The 20211-nt window shown below is 64.6% G+C and carries 22 protein-coding genes; 17 read left to right on the top strand and 5 right to left on the bottom strand.

The annotated features are described in order from the left end of the window. Genes ccoO through WBG56_RS13500 form a run of 6 tightly spaced genes read left to right on the top strand, consistent with a single transcriptional unit; the run spans position 1 to position 3763 of the window. Positions 1-657 carry a cytochrome-c oxidase, cbb3-type subunit II gene (ccoO, locus tag WBG56_RS13525; RefSeq protein ID WP_424269167.1) on the top strand — a complete coding sequence of 219 codons (657 nt, stop codon included), beginning with the start codon at positions 1-3 and terminating at the stop codon, positions 655-657. Between the two features lies 1 nt (position 658). Then, positions 659-835 (top strand): cbb3-type cytochrome oxidase subunit 3, encoded by a 177-nt coding sequence (locus tag WBG56_RS13520; RefSeq protein ID WP_424269165.1) that lies wholly within the window; start codon positions 659-661, stop codon positions 833-835. Continuing rightward, positions 828-1730 (top strand): cytochrome-c oxidase, cbb3-type subunit III, encoded by a 903-nt coding sequence (gene ccoP / locus WBG56_RS13515; protein ID WP_424269163.1) that lies wholly within the window; start codon positions 828-830, stop codon positions 1728-1730. The genes WBG56_RS13520 and ccoP overlap by 8 nt, the downstream gene beginning before the upstream one ends. A 20-nt stretch (positions 1731-1750) precedes the next feature. Further along, positions 1751-3256 (top strand): cytochrome c oxidase accessory protein CcoG, encoded by a 1506-nt coding sequence (gene ccoG / locus WBG56_RS13510; protein WP_424269161.1) that lies wholly within the window; start codon positions 1751-1753, stop codon positions 3254-3256. A 13-nt stretch (positions 3257-3269) separates the two neighbouring features. Further along, entirely contained in the window at positions 3270-3482 is a 213-nt protein-coding gene (locus WBG56_RS13505; protein ID WP_424269159.1) for a hypothetical protein, read from the top strand. A gap of 29 nt (positions 3483-3511) precedes the next feature. After that, positions 3512-3763, top strand: a complete 252-nt coding sequence (locus tag WBG56_RS13500) for a hypothetical protein (protein ID WP_424269157.1) — start codon at positions 3512-3514, stop codon at positions 3761-3763. A 4-nt stretch (positions 3764-3767) separates the two neighbouring features. Here WBG56_RS13500 and WBG56_RS13495 read toward each other — a convergent pair whose 3' ends face one another. Next, on the bottom strand, positions 3768-4445 hold the full coding sequence (locus WBG56_RS13495) for a helix-turn-helix domain-containing protein (protein ID WP_424269155.1): 678 nt from the start codon (positions 4443-4445) through the stop codon (positions 3768-3770). Positions 4446-4795: 350 nt separating this feature from the next. Here WBG56_RS13495 and nirK point away from each other — a divergent pair, with 350 nt between their 5' ends. The 6 genes from nirK (at position 4796) to thpD (ending at position 10143) form a co-directional block, all read left to right on the top strand. After that, entirely contained in the window at positions 4796-6199 is a 1404-nt protein-coding gene (nirK, locus tag WBG56_RS13490; protein ID WP_424269153.1) for a copper-containing nitrite reductase, read from the top strand. A 191-nt stretch (positions 6200-6390) separates the two neighbouring features. Next, entirely contained in the window at positions 6391-6927 is a 537-nt protein-coding gene (locus WBG56_RS13485; RefSeq protein WP_424269151.1) for a MarR family winged helix-turn-helix transcriptional regulator, read from the top strand. Further along, entirely contained in the window at positions 6909-7451 is a 543-nt protein-coding gene (ectA, locus tag WBG56_RS13480; RefSeq protein ID WP_424269219.1) for a diaminobutyrate acetyltransferase, read from the top strand. The genes WBG56_RS13485 and ectA overlap by 19 nt, the downstream gene beginning before the upstream one ends. A 39-nt stretch (positions 7452-7490) precedes the next feature. Beyond that, positions 7491-8798: a diaminobutyrate--2-oxoglutarate transaminase gene (gene ectB / locus WBG56_RS13475; protein WP_424269150.1), complete on the top strand. Its 1308-nt coding sequence runs from the start codon at positions 7491-7493 to the stop codon at positions 8796-8798. Continuing rightward, the gene (locus tag WBG56_RS13470) at positions 8795-9187 is read left to right on the top strand and encodes an ectoine synthase (RefSeq protein ID WP_424269148.1); all 393 of its coding nucleotides are present in this window, start codon (positions 8795-8797) and stop codon (positions 9185-9187) included. Before ectB ends, WBG56_RS13470 begins: the two co-directional genes overlap by 4 nt. 53 nt (positions 9188-9240) lie before the next feature. Beyond that, positions 9241-10143, top strand: a complete 903-nt coding sequence (gene thpD / locus WBG56_RS13465; protein WP_424269218.1) for an ectoine hydroxylase — start codon at positions 9241-9243, stop codon at positions 10141-10143. Positions 10144-10181: 38 nt separating this feature from the next. Here thpD and ehuA read toward each other — a convergent pair whose 3' ends face one another. The 4 genes from ehuA to ehuB form a co-directional block, all read right to left on the bottom strand. Beyond that, the gene (ehuA, locus tag WBG56_RS13460) at positions 10182-10949 is read right to left on the bottom strand and encodes an ectoine/hydroxyectoine ABC transporter ATP-binding protein EhuA (RefSeq protein WP_424269216.1); all 768 of its coding nucleotides are present in this window, start codon (positions 10947-10949) and stop codon (positions 10182-10184) included. A gap of 117 nt (positions 10950-11066) precedes the next feature. Beyond that, on the bottom strand, positions 11067-11762 hold the full coding sequence (ehuD, locus tag WBG56_RS13455) for an ectoine/hydroxyectoine ABC transporter permease subunit EhuD (protein WP_424269146.1): 696 nt from the start codon (positions 11760-11762) through the stop codon (positions 11067-11069). Between the two features lie 2 nt (positions 11763-11764). After that, positions 11765-12436, bottom strand: coding sequence for an ectoine/hydroxyectoine ABC transporter permease subunit EhuC (ehuC, locus tag WBG56_RS13450; RefSeq protein ID WP_424269144.1), 672 nt, complete (start codon positions 12434-12436; stop codon positions 11765-11767). Positions 12437-12455: 19 nt separating this feature from the next. Further along, positions 12456-13319 carry an ectoine/hydroxyectoine ABC transporter substrate-binding protein EhuB gene (gene ehuB, locus WBG56_RS13445; RefSeq protein WP_424269142.1) on the bottom strand — a complete coding sequence of 288 codons (864 nt, stop codon included), beginning with the start codon at positions 13317-13319 and terminating at the stop codon, positions 12456-12458. Between the two features lie 457 nt (positions 13320-13776). On the opposite strand from ehuB, the gene aroG reads away from it, so the two are divergent. Genes aroG through glcF form a run of 5 tightly spaced genes read left to right on the top strand, consistent with a single transcriptional unit; the run spans position 13777 to position 20197 of the window. Beyond that, a complete protein-coding gene (aroG, locus tag WBG56_RS13440; RefSeq protein ID WP_424269140.1) occupies positions 13777-14871 on the top strand; it encodes a 3-deoxy-7-phosphoheptulonate synthase AroG in 1095 nt (364 codons plus the stop codon). A gap of 54 nt (positions 14872-14925) precedes the next feature. Then, positions 14926-16341, top strand: a complete 1416-nt coding sequence (locus WBG56_RS13435; protein ID WP_424269138.1) for an FAD-binding oxidoreductase — start codon at positions 14926-14928, stop codon at positions 16339-16341. Between the two features lie 16 nt (positions 16342-16357). Next, positions 16358-17854 (top strand): FAD-linked oxidase C-terminal domain-containing protein, encoded by a 1497-nt coding sequence (locus tag WBG56_RS13430; protein ID WP_424269136.1) that lies wholly within the window; start codon positions 16358-16360, stop codon positions 17852-17854. A 9-nt stretch (positions 17855-17863) separates the two neighbouring features. Beyond that, positions 17864-18958 carry a glycolate oxidase subunit GlcE gene (gene glcE, locus WBG56_RS13425; RefSeq protein ID WP_424269134.1) on the top strand — a complete coding sequence of 365 codons (1095 nt, stop codon included), beginning with the start codon at positions 17864-17866 and terminating at the stop codon, positions 18956-18958. A gap of 9 nt (positions 18959-18967) precedes the next feature. Further along, the gene (gene glcF / locus WBG56_RS13420; RefSeq protein WP_424269132.1) at positions 18968-20197 is read left to right on the top strand and encodes a glycolate oxidase subunit GlcF; all 1230 of its coding nucleotides are present in this window, start codon (positions 18968-18970) and stop codon (positions 20195-20197) included. Positions 20198-20211 lie beyond the last annotated feature (14 nt).

The raw sequence follows: 20211 nt of genomic DNA, 5'->3' as shown, positions 1-20211 counted from the left end.
ATGTCTGGTAGCAAGAAACGCTTTTCGCATGAATTGCTGGAGCGCAACGTCGGCCTGCTGATCGTCTTCAGCATCCTGGTGGTGTCCTTTTCCGGCCTGGTGCAGATCATCCCGCTGTTCTTCCAGCATTCCACGACGACGGCCGTCGAAGGCGTCAAGCCCTACGAGGCCCTGCGCCTGGTCGGGCGCGACGTCTACATCCGCGAAGGCTGCGTGGGCTGTCACTCGCAGCAGATCCGCAAGCTGCAGTCCGAAGTCCAGCGTTACGGTCCGTATTCCATCGCCGCCGAATCCGTGTACGACCATCCCTTCCTGTGGGGCTCCAAGCGCACCGGTCCGGACCTGGCCCGCGTGGGGCAGCGCTATTCCGACGAATGGCATCGCATCCACCTGCGCAATCCGCGCGATGTGGTCAAGGAATCCAATATGCCGGCCTATCCCTGGCTGCAGCAGAACACGGTGGAGGGCGCCGACGTCCAGGAACGCATGAAGGTCCTGCGCACCCTGGGGGTGCCCTATACCGATGCGGAGATCGCCGCCGCTCCTGAAGCCCTGAAGGGCAGGACCGAGGAAGACGCCGTGGTCGCCTATCTGCAGGGGCTGGGCGTGGGGGGCCGCGCCGTGGCCGAACAGACCATGAAGAGCGGAGGCCGCTGAGATGCTCGCCGTGATCAATGGACTGGTGACGGGGTTGGCGATGCTGACATTCGCCGGCATCGTCTGGTGGGCCTGGTCGGCGCGTCGCGCCGAGGCCAACCGGCAGGCGGCGCAGCTGCCTTTCGCCCTGCCCGAGGAATATCAGAACGACAAGAATGCCGGGGATCCCCATGAGTGACTTCATCAGCAGTTTCTGGAGCTATTACATTGCCGTCATCGCGCTGGGCGGCATCGTCTGGTGCGTGTACCTGTTGTTTTCCCAGCGCGCCTGGCTCAAGCGCGACGTCAAGGCGGTGGAAAGCACCGGCCACGTCTGGGACGGCGACCTGACCGAATTGAACAATCCGGTGCCGCGCTGGTGGACGGTGATGTACCTGTTGCTGTGCGCGTTCGCGCTGGGCTATCTGGTGCTGTATCCGGGGCTTGGCAGCTGGAAGGGCACGCTCGGCTTCACGGCCGGCAAGCAGGTGCTGCAGGAACAGGAAGCCCTGAATGCGCGGATCCAGCCCGTCTACGAGCGCTTCCGCGAGATGCCGATTCCCGACATCGCCAAGGACGATCAGGCGCGGGACATCGGCCAGCGCCTGTTCCTGAACAACTGCGCGCAGTGCCATGGGTCCGATGCCAAGGGAAGCCGCGGCTTCCCCAACCTGGTGGATGGCGACTGGCTGTGGGGCGGTTCGCCGGATCAGATCCTGCAGACCATCACCAAGGGCCGGCACGGCGTGATGCCGGCCTGGGGCGCCGTGATCAAGCCGGAAGACGCCTCGGCCATCGCACAGTACGTGCGGTCTTTCACCGGCCTGGCCCATGATCCCTTGCGCATCAATGCGGGCAAGCGCGGCTTCGATACCTACTGCGCGGCCTGTCACGGCGCCGAGGGCAAGGGCAATCCCCTGGTGGGAGCTCCCAACCTGACGGACGGCGTCTGGCTGTACGGCAGTTCCGAAGCCACCATCGTCGAGACGATCCTGAATGGGCGGGATAACCGGATGCCCGCCCAGGAAGCGTATCTGACTCCGGAACAGATCCGCCTGCTGGCCGCCTGGGTCTGGGGACAGTCCAATCGTTAAGCAAGCAACCAGGAAACACCATGCAGAAGGAATCCCCTCCACAGGCCGCCGCGCAGACTTCGCGCGACGACCCGGCCTGGCAGCCCGTGCGCAGAATTCGCAAGGGCTCGGGGGGAGGCACGTCCCCGCAGGTTGAAAAGGCCCTGGCCGAGGTCCGGTCCAAGATCTATCCGCGTTCCGTCCAGGGCTATTTCGCCCGCATCCGGGTGCTGATGGTCTTCCTGACGCAGGCCGTGTTCTATGGTCTGCCCTGGATCCAGTGGAACGACCGGCAGGCCGTGCTCTTCGATCTGGGCGCCCGCAAGTTCTATCTGTTCGGCATGGTGTTGTGGCCGCAGGACGTGATCTATCTGGCAGTCTTGCTGGTGCTGTCGGCCTTCGCCCTGTTTCTGTTCACCGCCATGGCCGGGCGCCTGTTTTGCGGCTATGCCTGTCCGCAGACGGTATATACCGAGCTGTTCATGTGGATCGAGAAAAGGGTCGAAGGCGACCGCCTAGCCCGCATCCGCCTGGACGAACAGCCCTGGAACGCCCGCAAGCTGCGCCTGAAGGCGACCAAGCACGCCTTGTGGGTCGTGCTGGCGCTGTGGACCGGCTACACCTTCATCGGCTATTTCGCTCCGGTCCGCGAACTGGGCGCCCATCTGCTGGCCTTCGACCTGGGGCCCTGGCAGTGGTTCTGGATGCTGTTCTACGCCTTCGCCACCTGGGGCAACGCCGGCTTCATGCGCGAAGCCGTGTGCAAGTACATGTGCCCCTACGCGCGCTTCCAGAGCGTCATGGTCGATGACGACACTTTCGTCGTCACCTACGACCACGTGCGCGGCGACCCGCGCGGCGGCCGCTCGCGCAAGATCGATCACAAGGAAGCGGGCATGGGCGATTGCGTGGACTGCAGTCTGTGCGTGCAGGTCTGTCCGACCGGCATCGACATCCGCGATGGCCTGCAGTACATGTGCATCGGCTGCGGGGCCTGTGTCGATGCCTGCGACTCGGTCATGGACAAGATGGGCTATGAGCGAGGGCTGATCCGCTATACGTCCGGCAATGCCATCACCGAACGGCTGACACAGCCGCAGGTGCGCCGTCGTGTGCTGCGTCCGCGCGTGCTGGCGTATTCGGCCCTGCTGGGGGCGATCGCCATCGGTTTCGTCTTTTCCCTGGCCACGCGCACCACCTTGCGCGTGGACGTGATCCGCGACCGGGGCGCCCTGGGCCGGGAAGTCGCCGGCGGCCGGATCGAGAACGTCTATCGCCTGCAGATCATCAATTCGGCGGAAGAAGCCGTGGACCTGGACTTGTCGGCCACCGGCGTGCCCGGCCTGCATCTGCAGACGGCCGATCAGGGGACCAGCCGGGTACGGGTCGAGGGATCTTCCAACCGTCTGGTGCCCGTGGTGCTGCAGGCGCCGGCAGGCGGCCTGAAGCCGGGGCTCTACGATATCCGCTTTGAAACCACCGGGACGCGTGCGGGGGGCGACGTCGCCCAGGTGGTGGAGCAGTCCAGTTTTTACGTCCCCCATTGATCAGGAAGCTATCATGCCAACCACGACGCGCGAACAATTGTCCGAAGGCCAGCCTTGGTGGCGGCATCGTTGGCCCTGGTTCCTGTTGCTGGGGCCGGCAGTGGCCATTGTCGGCTGCGTCATCACCATTGCCCTGGCTTTCCAGTCGTATGGCGACCAGGAAATCCAGGACGGCGGAGCGCGCCAGGGCCTGGTAGTGGCGCCGCCCGCCCAGACGGGGCAGTAAGCAGAACAGTCCAACCCAGGAGAACGGCTTTGAAGGCACGCAATCTGATGTGGATTTTATGGCCCTCTTTTTTGATGGGCGGCGCGGCCAGCGGGATCGTGTTTGCGCTGGTGGACCCCTTGGATCTGGTGTTCATGGGGCAGTTCCGGGCCAGCCGCCCGACGGTCTATACCCTGGGGTTCTTTCTGTTCTGGGGCATGGCGGCGCTATCCAGCGCCCTGACCTTGCGCATCGCCCCCCGGGGGGTGGTGCTGGATGAATTCGGCGATCCGGTGGATTGACCGGTCAGCCGCAATCCGCGCCCGATAGTTCCTGCAGGCCGGCGATGTCCAGGAGATGGACTTCGCGCTGCTGGACGCGGATCAGGCCCTCGCGGGCGAAGCGCGAGAACAGCCGGCTGACGGTTTCCAGCGTCAGCCCCAGGAAATTGCCGATTTCCTCGCGGCTCATGCGCAGAATGAATTCGTAGGGCGAATAGCCCAGGACCTGCAGCCGTTGCGACAGATTCAGCAAAAAGGCGGCCAGTCTCTGTTCGGATCGCAGGTTGCCCAGCGCCAGCAGTTGCTGGTGCGATCGGTTGATTTCCTTGCTCATCAGGCGGCGCAGCTGCAGGTTCAGGGTCGGCAGTTGCGGGGCGAGCTTGTCCATTTCATCCAGGCGGATGATGCAGACTTCCGTGTCTTCCAGGGCGATGGCGTGCGAGACCTGCTGGGCATTCATCAGCCCGTCCATGCCCAGGATTTCCCCCGGCAGCAGGAATCCGGTGATCTGGACCTGACCGTTGGCGTCTTCGATCTGGGTCTTGACCGACCCGGAACGCAGGCCGTAGATGGCCTCGGCGGCCTCTCCCTGGCGGTACAGGGTGCCGCCTTTGGGCAGCCGGATGCGTTCCTTGATGAGTTCATCCATCTTGACGACGTCCTGACGCGTCATGCCCAAGGGCAGGCAGATCGCGTTCAGCATACAGGTGGAGCACCGGGTTGAATCGGGGGCCACCGGGACGCGCCGGAGCGTGGATGTCCTGGAAGTCGGTCCGGAAGGGGGAGGATCGGCCAGCAAAATGAGACCCGTAAAAAGCAGTGCGAGAAGAGAAGCCCCACACTTTGAACAGGATTATAAGTTCTCTGTCAGGATAATTGGGACTTGCAGCATTGTTTTGCCGGATTCGTCGAGGATGTCTTGCGATTTGTCGGCTTTTCGCTCGATTCCGGGCGCTGGATGGCGTCGAAGAACGATACAGTGGAACCATGACGGTGAGGCTTATACCGTCGAGAAGGCGAATATTCCGGTATCAAACAACATTTGGGGGAACCATGGCACTGATCCGACACCTGTTGACCAGTCTGCTGCTGCTCGCGGCCGGGCTGGGATTCAACCCGGCCTGGGCGGACCACGGGCCTGCCGCGCACGGCAGCCAGGACGTCACGTACAAGCCGGACATTACATTCACGCTGCGCACTTCGATCGCCGAAGGCAAGCTGGTCTTCATCGGCGAGCGAGGCGGCATGGATGGCCAGGTCAACCCTGATCTGAAAGTGCCGGAAGGCGCGGTGGTGCAGATCAATCTGGTGAACGGAGACGGGGCTACGCACGATGTGGCCGTGCCGGAATTCAAGGCGAAATCGGATCAGATTTCAGGCAAGAACGCCGCCACCGCCATTGTGTTCCGGGCCACGAAGAACGGCACTTTCGAATATCTGTGCACGCTGCCGGGTCATAAGGCAGCCGGCATGGTGGGCAGAATCATCGTGGGCGAGCCGTCCGACGAAGTCGTCACCCGGGCGCCGCAGATCGCGCACGATCCCAGCCAGGTCGGCACGCCGGTGGGCAAGCGCGGCCCGCAGAAAGTCACGGTCGACCTGCTGACCACGGAGGTCGAGGGTCGCCTGGGCGACAACAGCACTTACCGTTTCTGGACGTTCAACAACAAGGTCCCCGGTCCGTTCGTCCGCGTCCGGGTCGGCGATACGGTGACGATGAACGTCGCCAACGCCAAGGACAGCACCCACATCCATTCGATCGATCTGCACGCGGTGACCGGCCCGGGCGGCGGAGCCGCCGTCACCCAGGTGGCGCCCGGGCAGACCAAATCATTCACCTTCAAGGCCAATCACGTCGGGCTGTTCGTCTATCACTGCGCCACCCCGATGGTGGCCCAGCACATCACCAACGGCATGTACGGCCTGATTCTGGTCGAACCGGAAGGCGGGCTGTCCAAGGTCGACCGCGAGTTCTACGTCATGCAGGGCGAACTCTATACGGCCCAGGCGCACGGCGCCAGCGGGCTGCAGGAGTTCTCGCTGGAAAAACTGCTGGCGGAAAATCCGGAGCACGTGATGTTCAACGGCTCCATGGATGCCCTGACCAAGGTCTACGACATGAGCTCGAACGTGGGCGATACGGTCCGCATCTTCTTCGGCGTGGGCGGTCCGAACCTGACCTCCAGCTTCCACATCATCGGCGAGGTCTTCGACAAGGTCTATGACCAGGCGTCCCTGACCAGCAAACCGCTGACCGATGTGCAGACTACGCTGGTGCCGCCCGGCGGCGCGACCATGGTGGAATTCAAGACCGATTATCCGGGCCGCTATCTGTTGGTGGATCACGCCCTGTCCAGGGTGGAAAAAGGCGTGGCCGGCTTCCTGACGGTGAAGGGCAAGGCCGATCACACGATCTTCCATAGCGACGAGGCCATCGATCCGAATTCCGGGCACTGATCGCCGGCTCCGGGCGTTCCAGCTGTAAAGAGGCCCCTGCGTCACTGCGGGGGCTTCTTTATTGGTAGCCGCGATCGGCCCATGGCCGCGACGCGGGCGACGCCGGGGCAGCGGCCAGAAGTTTCTTGACCGATATCATTCATAGGCTTATCATTTCAACAGAAATCAATTTTCAAGGACCCTGAATCAACATGGACACCAGAATGGATGCGCAGCAGGCCTACGACCTGCGTATCTTGCGGGCTTTGCGGCGGATCACTCGCGCCGTCGCCTTGCATTCCCGGCAACTGTCGGCTTGCAGCCATATCACAGGGCCCCAGCTCGTCTGCCTGCGCACTGTCATCGACAAGGGGCCCATGACCGCCACGGCCATCAGCCGCGAGGTTCATGTCAGCGCCAGCACCGTGGTCGGCATCCTGGATCGCCTGGAAGACAAGGGACTGATCCTCCGTGAACGCGGGCGAGCCGACCGCCGCATCGTCTTCGTCAGCGCCACCGACGCCGGGCGGCAATTGGCGCACGACACGCCCTCGCCGCTGCAGCAGAAGCTGGCCGACTCGCTCAAGGCCCTGCCGGAACTTGAGCAGGCCACCATCACGCTGTCCCTGGAACGCGTCGTCGACCTGATCGAATCCGGCACGGGGCTGGCGCCCGCGGCCGATCCGCAGTCGCCCATGCTGGACGTGCCGACCACCGGGGTGGCGCCCGAATCCGGGCTGGTGGTTTGACCCAGGACCCCGACCCAAGCGGGGCGTCGCCAGTCCGGTTGCGTCCGCCCCGCAGGGCCGATGGGCCGGCTCTGCATGCCCTGGTGGCGCACTGCCCGCCGCTGGACCTCAATTCCGTCTATCTCTACCTGCTGCTGACGGAACATTTTTCCCAAACCTGCATCGTGGCCGAGGACGACCGTGGCGTCCTGGGCATGGTGTCGGCGTATCTGCCGCCTGGGCGCGACGACGTGCTGTTCGTCTGGCAGGTGGCCGTTCATTCCCGTGCGCGGGGCCTGGGCCTGGGGCTGAGGATGCTGCGGCAATTGCTGCGTCGTCCCGGCACGCGCCCGGTCCGCTGGGTGGAAACCACCGTGGGGCCTGGCAATCAGGCTTCACGGCGGCTGTTTGCCCGTCTGGCAAGCCAGATGGGCGCTCCCGTGCACGAGTCGGCGCTGTTCGAAGCGGCGCTTTTCGGGGCCGATGCGCATGCGGCGGAACCGCTCCTGCGCATCGGCCCGCTTTCCTTGTCGGCAGTGAACTGAGTTGCTGTCGTCTATTCGAACGTCAACAAGGAGGAACCCATGGATTTGAAAATTTTTGACCGGATGGAGTCGGAAGTCCGAGGCTACATCCGGTCGTTTCCGGTGATTTTCGCGAAGGCGCGGGGATCCGAGCTCTTCGATGAAGCGGGACAGCGCTATATCGATTTCTTCAGCGGCGCAGGCACGCTGAATTATGGTCACAACAATCCCGTCCTGCGCGAACGGATGGTGGATTACCTGGCCTCCGATGGCGTGGTGCATGGCCTGGACATGGCCACCAGCGCGAAGAAATACTTCCTGCAGACCGTGGATCGGCTGATCCTCAAGCCGCGCGGCCTGGACTACACCTTGCAGTTCACCGGACCGACCGGCACCAACGCGGTCGAGGCGGCCCTGAAGCTGGCTCGCCAGGTCAAGGGACGGCAGAACATCATTTCCTTCACCCATGGCTTTCACGGCGTGTCGGGGGGATCCCTGGCGGCCACGGCCAACCAGAAATTCCGCAAGGCGGCGGGCGTGGCCCTGGGCAATACCAGCTTCATGCCCTTCGACGGCTATTTCGGGCCGGACGTCAATACCATGGCGTATCTGGAACGCATGCTCGATGACCCCAGCAGCGGTTTGGACCAGCCGGCTGCGGTGATCGTGGAAACCGTCCAGGGAGAGGGCGGCGTCAATGTTGCGTCCCAGCACTGGCTGCGGGATCTGGAACGGCTATGCCGGCGGCACGACATGCTGTTGATCGTCGACGACATCCAGGTGGGCTGCGGGCGCACGGGCAACTTCTTCAGCTTCGAGACGGCCGGCATCTCGCCCGACATCGTCACGCTGTCGAAGTCCCTGTCGGGCTTTGGCCTGCCCATGTCGCTGGTGATGTTCAAGCCTGAACTGGATGTCTGGGAGCCCGGCGCCCACAGCGGCACCTTCCGGGGGAACAACCTGGCCTTCGTCACGGCGGCCCAGGCGATGGAAACCTACTGGTCCGACGCGGCTCTGTCCGCCAGCATCGCCGCCAAGGAAAGCCTGGTGCGCGATTGGCTGGAGAACCTGGCGCACAGTTGCCGGGGAGCCGGACTGGGCGTGCGCGGCCGCGGGCTCATCCAGGGCCTGGTGACGCCCGTGGGCGACGATCTGGCCAACCGCATCGCGCATCGCGCCTTCGAGCAAGGGGTGGTCATCGAGACGTCAGGGGCTCACGATGAAGTGCTGAAGGTGCTGCCTGCCCTGACGATTCCATATGAGCAGCTGGAACAGGGGCTGGAAGTGATCGAGCGCAGCGCCAATGAAGTCCTGGCCACGCTGGGCAAGCGACCCCGTGTGCTGAAAGTCGCGGGAGGCCGTTCATGATCGTGCGCCATGTCAATGAGGTGATCGGCACCGATCAGGAGATCGTCACCGACAACTGGACCAGCCGTCGCGTGCTGCTGTCCGACGACGGGATGGGGTTTTCCTTTCACGAGACGATCATCTTCCCGGGGACCGAAACCCACATCCATTACCAGAATCACCTGGAAGCCGTGTGGTGCATCGAGGGCGATGGCGAAATCGAAACCATTGCCGACGGCCGGAAGTACACGTTGGGTCCGGGGGTGGTGTATGCCCTGGACCAGCACGATGAGCACTGGCTGCGAGGGGGCGCGAAGCCCTTGCGGGTGATCTGCGTCTTCAACCCACCCCTGACGGGCCGCGAAGTGCATGATGCCTCCGGCGTCTATCCGCTGGAAGCTGACGGTTGACGGCGACGGGCCGCCCTGAAGGGCGGCCCGTCCGTTTTTGAAGGAGTTCAATGATGAAGGATTGTTATGTATCCCGCACCGGCCGCGATGCGGCGTTGATTGCGCGGTGCGATCCCGTCATCTACGAGGACGGGCGCTATGCCCGGGCGCTGGACCCGGAGCAGTTGCAGGCGTACGAGCAGGATGGCTTTCTGATCCTGCCGGGTGTGTTCGATGAGGCCGAGGTCGACGTCTTGCGCGAGGAAATCGCCGCGCTGGAGCACGATCCGGCGGTGCGTGAAGGCGAGGAAGTCATTCGCGAACCGGGCAGCGCCGCGCTGCGCTCGATCTTCCGGGTGCACGAGCTGGGCAAACGCCTGGCCGATCTGCCCCGCGATCCGCGCCTGCTGGATGTGGCCCGGCAGATCCTGGGGTCCGAGGTTTATATCCATCAATCGCGGGTCAACATGAAACCCGCGCTGGATGGCAAGGAATTCTATTGGCATTCGGATTTCGAGACCTGGCATGTGGAGGACGGCATGCCGGCCATGCGGGCGCTCAGTTGCTCCGTGCTGCTGACGGACAATACACCGTTCAATGGGCCTCTGATGCTGATTCCTGGGTCGCACCGCCAGTTCGTGGCCTGCGTGGGTGAAACGCCCGAGGACAACTACAAGACGTCCCTGCGCCGCCAGGAAGTCGGTGTCCCGGACCCCGTCAGCCTGCGCCTGTTGGCTGAGCAGGGCGGCCTGCGGTCGGTCACGGCGCCGGCGGGGTCGGTGGTGTTCTTCGATTGCAATACGCTGCATGGATCGGGCGGCAATCTGTCGCCCTGGCCGCGCAGCAATGTGTTCATGGTCTACAACAGCGTGGACAACCGGCTGGTGGCACCGTTTCATGGCATGGCCCCCCGGCCCGAACACATCGCGGCCCGCCGTCGCGCCGAGGCGCTGGAGCCTTTGGCGGTGGCTGCCTAGCGTCCCGACCGGTCGCTCCGGACAGGACGCCGGCCGGCTCAGTTGCCGCCTTGCCGGACTTCCAGGAAACTCTTCAGGAAGTCCCGGGTGCGCTCTTCCCGGGGTTCCGTGAACATCACTTCGGGGGGCGCCTGTTCCACCACTACGCCCTTGTCGAAGAAGCAGACGCGATCGGATATCTGGCGGGCGAATTCCATCTCGTGCGTCACCAGCAGCATCGTCAGATCGTGTTCTTCCGACAGGCGCTGGATCACGGTCAGCACTTCACCCACCAGTTCCGGGTCCAGGGCGGACGTCGGTTCGTCGAACAGCATGATGTTCGGGCGCGTCGCCAGGGCCCGGGCGATGGCCACGCGCTGCTGCTGGCCGCCGGAGAGCTGGCTGGGAAATTTCTCCGCGTGCTCGGTCATGCCCACCAGATCCAGGTATTCATAGGCCCGCCGCCGGGCTTCCTCGCGCGACAGGCCCAGCACGTGGATCGGGGATTCGGTGATGTTGCGCAGCACCGTCATGTGCGGAAACAGGTTGAACTGCTGGAACACCATGCCCATTTCCTTGCGCATGGTGCGCAGATGGGCTTCGCTGGCGGGCACGGGCATGCCGTCGCGGTATTCGTGCCATAACGGCTTGCCCGCCACGTGGATCAGGCCGCCGTCGATTTTCTCCAGCGTCATCAGGATGCGCAGCACCGTCGACTTGCCGGACCCCGACGGGCCGATGATGGTGACTTTTTCGCCTTTGGCGACCTGGAAGTCCAGTTCGTCCAGGACGATCGCGTCGCCGAAGCGCTTGACCACCTTGTCCATCACGATGATCGGGGATGCCGATTCCGGTGTGGCTGCGGCGGCCGCTGTCGGGGGGGGAGGGGATGTGTTCGTCAAAAAAGTCTCCTGGGGCGTATGGATGGCCGGCGGGGCGCGTCTTCACCCGCGCAGGGGAATGCCGCGCTTGGGCAGGTGTTCGTCCAGGTAGCGCACGCCGGCCGAGGCGATCAGGGTGAGGATCAGGTAGAGCGCGCCGACCATGGTCAGCGGCACCATGTAGTTGAAGCTGCGGTCGCCGATGATGCGGGCCACATTCAGCATTTCCAGGATCGACACCACGGACAGGACGGGAACGTCCTTCATGATGGATACCAGGTAGTTGCCCAGGGCCGGGACGATGCGCGGGATGGCCTGCGGCAGGATGATGACGCCGAAAGTGCGCAACGGGGAAATATCCAGCGCGCGGGCGGCTTCGGTCTGGCCATGTGTGATCGATTCCAGGCCGGCGCGGTAGACCTCGGACATGTAGGCGCTGTATTGCACGCCCAGCGCCAGGGCGCCCGTCAGGAAGGCCGGCAGCACCAGGCCATATTCGGGCAGCACGTAATACAGGAAAAACAGCTGCACCAGCAGCGGGGTGTCGCGCAGGAACTCCGTGAGCAGGCGCGCCGGCCAGGCGATCACGCGCAGGCGGGCGCTCTTGAGCGCGGCCAGGACCAGGCCCAGGGCCGCCCCCACCACAAAGCCCAGCAGGGTGGCTTCGATCGTCACGACCAGGCCGCGCAGCAGGATGGGCAGGATGGACCAGGCGAAGACCCAGTCGTTGGCGGTGTTCCATTCGATGCCGAAGAGCATGATCAAGTCCCCCGGCTGCGCCAGCGGCCGACGCGGGTTTCCAGGATGCGCATGAGTCCCGCCAGCACCAGCGCCATGCCGAAGTACATCAGCAGCAGCAAGGTGTAGACGGACACGCTGTCCTGGGTGAAATTGCGGATGCGTTCCGCCTGGAAGGCCATGTCGCCCAGGCCGATCAGCGAGACCAGCGCCGTGTCCTTCAGGTTCTGCACGGCCAGGTTGCTGAAGCTGGGCAGCATTTCGGGGACGGCCTGGGGCAGGGCGATGCGCCACAGGGTCTGCCGGGGGGTGAAATCCAGGGCCTTGGCGGCTTCATACTGGTTGTGCGAGACCGCCTGGATGGCGCCACGCACGACTTCGGCCCCATAGGCGCCGATGTTCAGGCTCAGCGCCAGGGTGCCGGCCACGACCGGCGGCAGGCGCAGGTCGATTCCCAGCACCTGGCCCAGGACGGGCAGGGCGAAGAACAGCCAGAACAATTGCACCAGCAGGGACGTGCCGCGAAAGACCTCGATCAGGGCGATGGAGGCCCAGCGCCATGGCAGGCTGCGCGACAGGCGCCCGATGCCGAACAGAAAGGAAAACAGCCCCCCCAGGATGGTGGAATACAGCGTCAGTTCGATCGTGACCCTGGCCCCCACCATCAAGGGGGGCAGATAGGCGAGCCAATCCATGTTCAAACGCGCTTGGCGCTTAGCCCTTGCATAGCTGAGCGGTGCTGCGGTCGAAGGACTTGGCGGCGTCTTCGGACGAGAAGCCGTACTGGCTCATGATCTTCTTCCAGTCGTCCGTTTTCTTGAACTTGGCCAATTCCTGGTTGACGGCGTCGCGCAGCGCCGTGGAGTCCTTGGCGAAGGCGAAACCGCCCCAGCTGCGCACCGGCTGACCATCGACGACCGGGTCCTTGAAGTCCTGCGCGGCTTCCACTTTGCCCTTGCCCTTGGACGCCAACTGGCTGACGGTCAGGCTGGTGGCGGCATAACCATCGGCCCGCCCCGTCGAGACCGTCGAGATGGCGTCGGCATTGCTGGAGATCGTCACGATCCGGTCGGCAGGGACTTTCAGAGCCTGCAGCATTTCCAGCTGATCCGCGCCGGCCATGATGGCGATCTTGTGATCCGATTGGGCGAAACTGGCGTAGTCGTGGATGTTTTTCGGGTTGCCCTTGGCCACCAGCAGACCTTCGCCGTAGGAACTGTTGGGTTCGGAAAATGCGATCTGCTGGCAGCGCTGCGGCAAGATGGCCATTTCGGCGGCGACCATGTCGTAGCGGTCGGCCTGCAGCCCCGGAATCAGCGAGCCGAAACTGGTCGTGGTCCATTGGATGTTCTTGATGCCCAACGCCTTGGCGATGTGCGCGGCGACGTCGGGGCCGACGCCCTTGGCCTGGCCGCTCAGATCCATGTACCCGTAGGGGATTTCATTGGCGACGGCGATGCGGATCGTGCCGGATTTCTGGATGGCGGCCAGGTCGGCGGCCTGGGCGGCGGTCGCCGCCAGGCCCAGGGCGCCGGCCGTGAAAGCGGCCAACAGGCAAGTGTGTAGATTCTTTTTCATGCGGGTCTCCTGGTTCTGCGAGGGATGCCCGGGGAGCATTCGGCCCGGCGCGGCCCTCTGGGGGCAGGTTATAAGCACACATCAAATAATTGTTGTGCGAACGATACATTATAGAATGATTAGTGTACTAATCAATTCATGAGGAATGAATTAATGGAGGCTTGAGGGCGGATGATCCGGGTCCGGGTTTCAGGGCGGGCCGGCTCCGCACCGGTTGCGCGAGGGCATCCGGGCGCTGGCCGCCACGGTCCTTGCCTGCCTCTTTTCGCTGTGCTAGGATTAACGAATGCACGCGATCCCGTATTTCTTTTATTTTTTTACGTTTCCAACGCCGCTGGTGGAGGAAGGGAATCGCTGTACATTCAGGTAGTCAACAAATTCCCCAAAAGCCGCCGGCGCTGCCAGGCGGCTTTTTTGTTGTCGCCCCGGGCCCCGGATTCATGATTGGAGCAAGACCGTGTCACACAATACCGATGATATTCGCATCCGAGAAATCCGCGAGCTGGCCCCGCCCGCGCATGTCATGCGCGAGTTTCCCTGCACGCCGGACATTTCGCGCACGGTGCATGACGCACGGCACGCCATCCACGAGGTGTTGGCGGGACGGGACGACCGGCTGGTGGTGGTGATCGGACCCTGCTCCATTCATGACACGCAGGCGGCGATGGAATATGCCCGGCGGCTGAACGAACAGCGTCAGCGGTTTTCAGCCGATCTGCAGATCATCATGCGGGTGTATTTCGAAAAGCCGCGCACCACGGTGGGCTGGAAGGGGCTGATCAACGATCCCGGCCTGGATGGCAGCTTCGACATCAACCAGGGCCTGCGCACCGCGCGTGAACTGCTGATCGACGTCAATGCCCTGGGGCTGCCCGCCGGCTGCGAATTTCTGGACATGATCACGCCGCAATACATTGCCGATCTGGTGTCCTGGGGGGCCATCGGCGCCCGCACCACGGAAAGCCAGGTGCATCGCGAACTGGCGTCGGGGCTGTCCTGCCCGGTGGGCTTCAAGAACGGCACCACGGGGGATACGCGCATCGCCATCGACGCCTTGAAGGCCGCATCCAATTCCCATTATTTCCTGTCGGTGACCAAAGGCGGCCATTCGGCCATCGTGGCCACGCGCGGCAACGAGGACTGTCACGTGATCCTGCGCGGCGGCAAGACGCCCAACTATCAGGCTGAATTCGTGCAGGCGGCGGCCGAGGCTCTGGAAAAGGCCGGCATGCGCCAGCGCGTCATGGTCGACGCCAGCCACGCCAACAGCCATAAGGACTACACCCGCCAACCGGAAGTCATCGAAGACATCTGCCATCAGGTCGAAGGCGGTGACGCGCGCCTGTTCGGCGTCATGATCGAAAGCCATCTGGTCGGCGGGCGCCAGGATCTGGTCGCGGGCCGCCCCTTGGTGTATGGTCAGAGCATTACCGACGGCTGCGTGGATTGGGACGTGTCGGTGTCGCTTCTGGAACGCCTGGCCGCTGCCGTTCAGGCGCGCCGCCAGCGACTGGCTCGGGCGCGTTCCGAATCGGTCGGCAGCGCCGCCTGATCCACGCCCGGCCGGCTCCCGGCCGCCGGGGCTTATCCGCAGTTTTCAGGATCGATGATGGACATCACGTCGTTTGAGCCGCAGCCGCGTCCTTTGCCGGCCGGCTTTGTGGCCGCCTTGCAAGATCATTTCGGCGAGCGCTGCTCGACCGCGCAGCCTGTGCGCGAGCACCATGGCCGCGATGAATCGCCGTACCCCCCCATGCTGCCCGACGTGGTGGTATTCGCCCAGTCGGTGGATGATGTCGCCTGGGTGGCGCGGCACTGCCATGCTCATGGCATTGCCTTGATTCCCTATGGCGCCGGGTCCTCTCTGGAGGGCCACCTGCTGGCTGTCCAAGGCGGGGTCTGCCTGGATCTGTCCGGCATGAACCGCATCCTGAAGGTCCACGCGGAAGACTTCACGGCCACGGTGCAGGCGGGGGTTACACGCAAACAGCTGAATGAATCGCTGCGGGACACCGGCCTGTTCTTTCCCATCGATCCGGGGGCGGATGCCAGCCTGGGCGGCATGTCGGCGACCCGGGCCTCGGGCACCAATGCCGTGCGTTACGGCACCATGCGCGAAAATGTGATGTCGCTGAAGGTCGTGACCGCGGATGGCCGTGTGATCGAAACCGCCAACCGGGCGCGGAAGTCCTCCGCCGGCTACGACCTGACGCGCCTGTTCGTGGGCAGCGAGGGCACGCTGGGCATCATCGTGGAAGTCACCGTGCGCCTGTATCCCCAGCCGGAAGCCATCTCGGCAGCCATCTGCAATTTCTCCGATCTGGATTCCGCCGTGCGCAGCGTCATCGACGTCATCCAGATGGGCATTCCGGTGGCCCGGGTCGAATTCATGGATGCCGGGGCGGTGCGCGCGACCAACCGCTACAGCCACCTGACGCTGCGCGAATCGCCGCTGCTCCTGTTCGAATTCCACGGCAGCCCCGCCGCCGTGCGGGAACAGGCCGAATCCGTCCAGCAGATCACGCGCGAACACGGCGGGCAGGATTTCGACTGGGCGGAACGCCCCGAGGACCGCAGTCGCCTGTGGACGGCGCGGCACAATGCCTATTTTGCCGGTCTGGGACTGCGGCCCGGATGCCGGTCCAGCACCACGGACGTCTGCGTGCCCATTTCCCGGCTCGCCGAATGCGTGGGCGAAACCGCCCGGGAACTGGATCGGGCGTCGTTTCCCTACACCATCGTCGGTCACGTCGGAGACGGCAATTTCCACGTCCTGATGTTGCTGGATCCTGACAACCCCGCCGAATGGGCGGAGTCCGAACAGCTCAATCATCGCCTGGTGGAGCGCGCCATCGCCATGGAAGGCACGTGCACCGGCGAACATGGCATCGGCCTGCACAAGCAGGTCTTCATGCAGGCGGAACATGGCGCCGACGCCCTGGACCTCATGAGGTCTCTGAAGGCCGCGCTGGATCCGCACGATATCCTCAACCCGGGCAAAATGCTGCCGCCATCGGCCTGAACCCAAAGGATCTTTCATGGACGTCGCTTCCCCGGCAGCCGCATCGCAAGCCATCGTGCCGGATTTCCCCGGTTTCCTGGCCCGCATCGGGGCCGATCTGCCGGCCCGCTGCATCCTGACCCGCGTGGATCAGACCCGCGTCTACGAATGCGACGGGCTGTCCCTGTACCGCGAATTGCCGCCGGTCGTCGTGCTGCCCGAAACCGAGGCCCAGGTCATCGCGCTGGTGAAGGCTTGCCGCGAACACAATATGCCGATCGTCCCCCGCGGGTCGGGCACCGGCCTGTCCGGGGGCGCGACCCCGCATCCGCAGGGTGTGGTGATCGGCCTGGCCAAGCTGAACCGCATCGTGCGCCTGGATCCGCAATCCTGTACGGCCGTGGTCGGCCCCGGGGTGCGCAATCTGGCGATTTCCGAAGCCGCCGCGCCGCACGGCCTGTACTATGCGCCCGACCCGTCCAGCCAGATCGCCTGTTCGATCGGCGGCAACGTCGCCGAAAATTCCGGCGGCGTGCATTGCCTGAAATACGGCCTGACCGTGCACAACGTCTTGCGGGTGCGCGTGGTCACGATCGAGGGCGAGGTCATCGAGCTGGGCGGCGAGGCCCCCGATGCGCCGGGCTTGAACCTGCTGCAGTCCTTCATCGGGTCCGAAGGCATGCTGGGCCTGGTGACCGAAGTCACCGTGCGCCTGATTCCGCGCCCGCAGCTGGCCCGGGTGGTGATGGCCAGCTTTCCCAGCGTCGAGCTGGCCGGGCAGGGCGTCACGCGGGTGATCGCCGACGGCATCATTCCGGCAGGGCTGGAGCTGATGGACAAGCGATCCGTGCATATGGTCGAACCTTTCGTGCAGGCCGGCTACGACCTGGACGCCGAGGCCATTCTGCTGTGCGAATCCGATGGCACGCCCGACGAAGTGGCCGAGGAAATCGGCCGGGTCGAACACTTGCTGCGCGAGGTCGGCGCCACTCGCCTGCAGGTGTCCGAGTCCGAAGCCGAGCGCCTGAAGTTCTGGGCCGGACGCAAGAACGCCTTTCCGGCCGCCGGGCGCATTTCGCCCGACTACTATTGCATGGACGGCACCATTCCGCGCCGCCATCTGGGGCGCGTGCTGGGCGCCATCGCGCAGATGGAAACGCAATTCGGCCTGCGCTGTTCGAACGTCTTCCATGCCGGGGACGGCAATCTGCACCCGCTGATCCTGTTCGATGCCAATCAGCCCGACGAGGTCGAGCGCGCCGAAGCCTTCGGCGCCGCCATCCTGGAACTCTGCGTCGAGGTCGGCGGCACCATCACGGGGGAACATGGCGTGGGCCTTGAAAAGATCAACCAGATGTGCACGCAGTTTTCCCGCGAGGAACTGGATGCCTTCTCGGCCTTCAAGCGCGCCTTCGACCCCTACGGCCTGCTCAATCCCCTGAAGCTGATTCCCACGCTGGTGCGATGCGCCGAATATGGAAAAATGCATGTGCATCAGGGCGAGCTGCGCTTTCCCGATATTCCCCGTTTCTGAAGTGGCCCTATGGAATTCGTCCTGTCTGAACTGAGTGAACAGGTGGTCACGGCGCGAGCCGCCAAAAGGCCCCTCATGATCCGTGGGGGCGGCACCCGCCTGTTCTATGGCGAGCCGATGTCCGACGGCGATACGCCCGGCTGGCTTGACCTGTCCGCCTATCACGGTGTGATCGGCTATGAACCGTCCGAACTCGTCCTGACCGCCCGGGCGGGCACACCCCTGGCGCAGATTGAAGCGCTGCTGGCCGAGCAGGGCCAGATGCTGGCCTTCGAGCCTCCGCGTTTCGGGGCTGCGGGCACTCTGGGCGGCTGCGTGTCGGCCGGTTTGTCGGGCCCGCGCCGGATGGCAGCGGGCGCTCTGGCGGATTTCGTCCTGGGGACGCGTCTGCTCAATGCCGATGGCAATGTGCTGCGCTTTGGCGGCGAGGTCATGAAGAACGTGGCCGGCTACGACGTGTCCCGCCTGCTGGCCGGGTCGCTGGGGGTGCTGGGCGCCCTGGTGGAAATCTCCATCAAGGTCGTGCCCCGGCCTCGCAGCGAGGCCACCCGGGTGCTGGAATTGGACGAGGCGGGCGCTTTGCGCCAGTGCCTGCAGTGGCGGGCGCGGCCGCTGCCTGTGTCGGCCACGGCCTGGGTGCCGGGCGACACAGCCGGGGCGGGGCGCTTGCTGGTCCGCCTGTCGGGCAATGAATCGGCTGTGCGCCAGGGACAGGAGGCCGTCGGCGGCGACGCCTTGCCCGACGATCAGGCCCAGGCGTTCTGGCTGGGCCTGCGCGACCAGACCCATGTTTTCTTCCATCAACGGCCCCTGTGGCGCTTGAGCCTGCCGCCGCGCGTCCCTGCCCTGGACCTGGGGCCGACGCTGCACGAATGGGGCGGCGGCCTGCGCTGGCTGGCCGGCGACCAGGATGGCGCGGCTTTGCGCGCCCGGGTGCAGGCCTTGGGCGGTTCCGCCTGCCTGTACCATCGCGGCGGGGTGTCCCGCGACGTGGCGACCTTCCATCCCCTGGCGGCCGGCGTGATGCAGATCCACCGGCGGCTGAAACAGGAATTCGATCCCAGCAGCGTCTTCAACCCGCGCCGCCTGGTGCAGGAATTCTAAGGATTCATCATGCAAACCCAACTTGCCGAGTGGGCGCAAGGCACGGATATCGGCCAGGAGGCCGATGCGATCCTGCGTCGTTGCGTTCACTGCGGCTTTTGTCTGGCGACCTGCCCCACCTATCAGATCCTGGGAGACGAGCTTGACAGTCCGCGCGGTCGCATCTACCAGATCAAGCAGGTGCTGGAAGGCGTCCAGCCCACCTACGTCACCCAGCAGCACCTGGATCGCTGTCTGACGTGCCGCAACTGTGAAACCACGTGTCCTTCCGGCGTGGAATACGGGAAATTGGTGGATATCGGCCGCCAACTGGTCAGCGAGCGGGTCGAGCGCCCCTGGCATCAGCGCGTGTTGCGCAATGCCTTGCGGCGTTTGATGCTGTCGCCGGCCTTCGGCCCCCTGTACCACCTGGGCCGCTGGGTCCGCCCCATCCTGCCGGCTGTCCTGCAAGGCAAGATCGCCGTGGCGCGGCCGGCCGGGGCCCTGCCTGTCCAGGCGCAGCGCCACGCCCGCCAGGTGCTGATGCTCAGCAACTGCGTGCAGCCCGCCATGATGCCATCCATCGATGCCGCCACGCAGCGCGTGCTGGATGCTGTCGGGGTGGGCGCGCGTTTCGCTGCGGGGTCCGGCTGCTGCGGCGCCATCAACTTCCACCTGGATGCCCAGGAGGCCGCCCGCCAGCAGATGCGGGCGAACGTGGACGCCTGGCTGCCCCTGCTGGAATCCGGCCAGGTCGAAGCGGTGGTGGTCAATGCGTCGGGGTGCGGGGGCATGATCAAGGACTACGCCCATCACCTGCAGCATGATCCGGCCTATGCCGAGCGTGCCGCGCGGCTGATGCCCTACGTGAAGGACGTAGCCGAGTTCCTGGCGCCGCTGGCGGCGGACGTGCGCGCGAAAATGCGCCGGGAGCCAGGCCGCAGCGCCTTTCACCCGCCCTGTACCCTGCAGCATTGGCAGGGCCTGCGTCCGCTGACCGAACGCCTGCTGGCGGATCTGGGCTTCGATCTGCAGGCCTTCGACGACGCGCATCTGTGCTGCGGGTCGGCCGGCACCTACTCCATCACCCAGCCGGTGTTGTCCAAATCCTTGCGGGACCGCAAACTGCAGGCCATCCAGGAGACCCTGCCCGACACCATCGTGTCGTCGAACATCGGCTGCATCTGCCATTTGCAAAGCGGCACGGACACCCCGGTGCGGCACTGGATCGAAACCGTGGACGAGGCGATGCATGGTTGATGCGGGCAAGCCGG

It is taken from the genome of Castellaniella sp., assembly GCF_049671645.1.
Lineage (GTDB): Bacteria > Pseudomonadota > Gammaproteobacteria > Burkholderiales > Burkholderiaceae_B > Castellaniella.
This window is presented reverse-complemented; position numbering and strand designations above follow the sequence as displayed.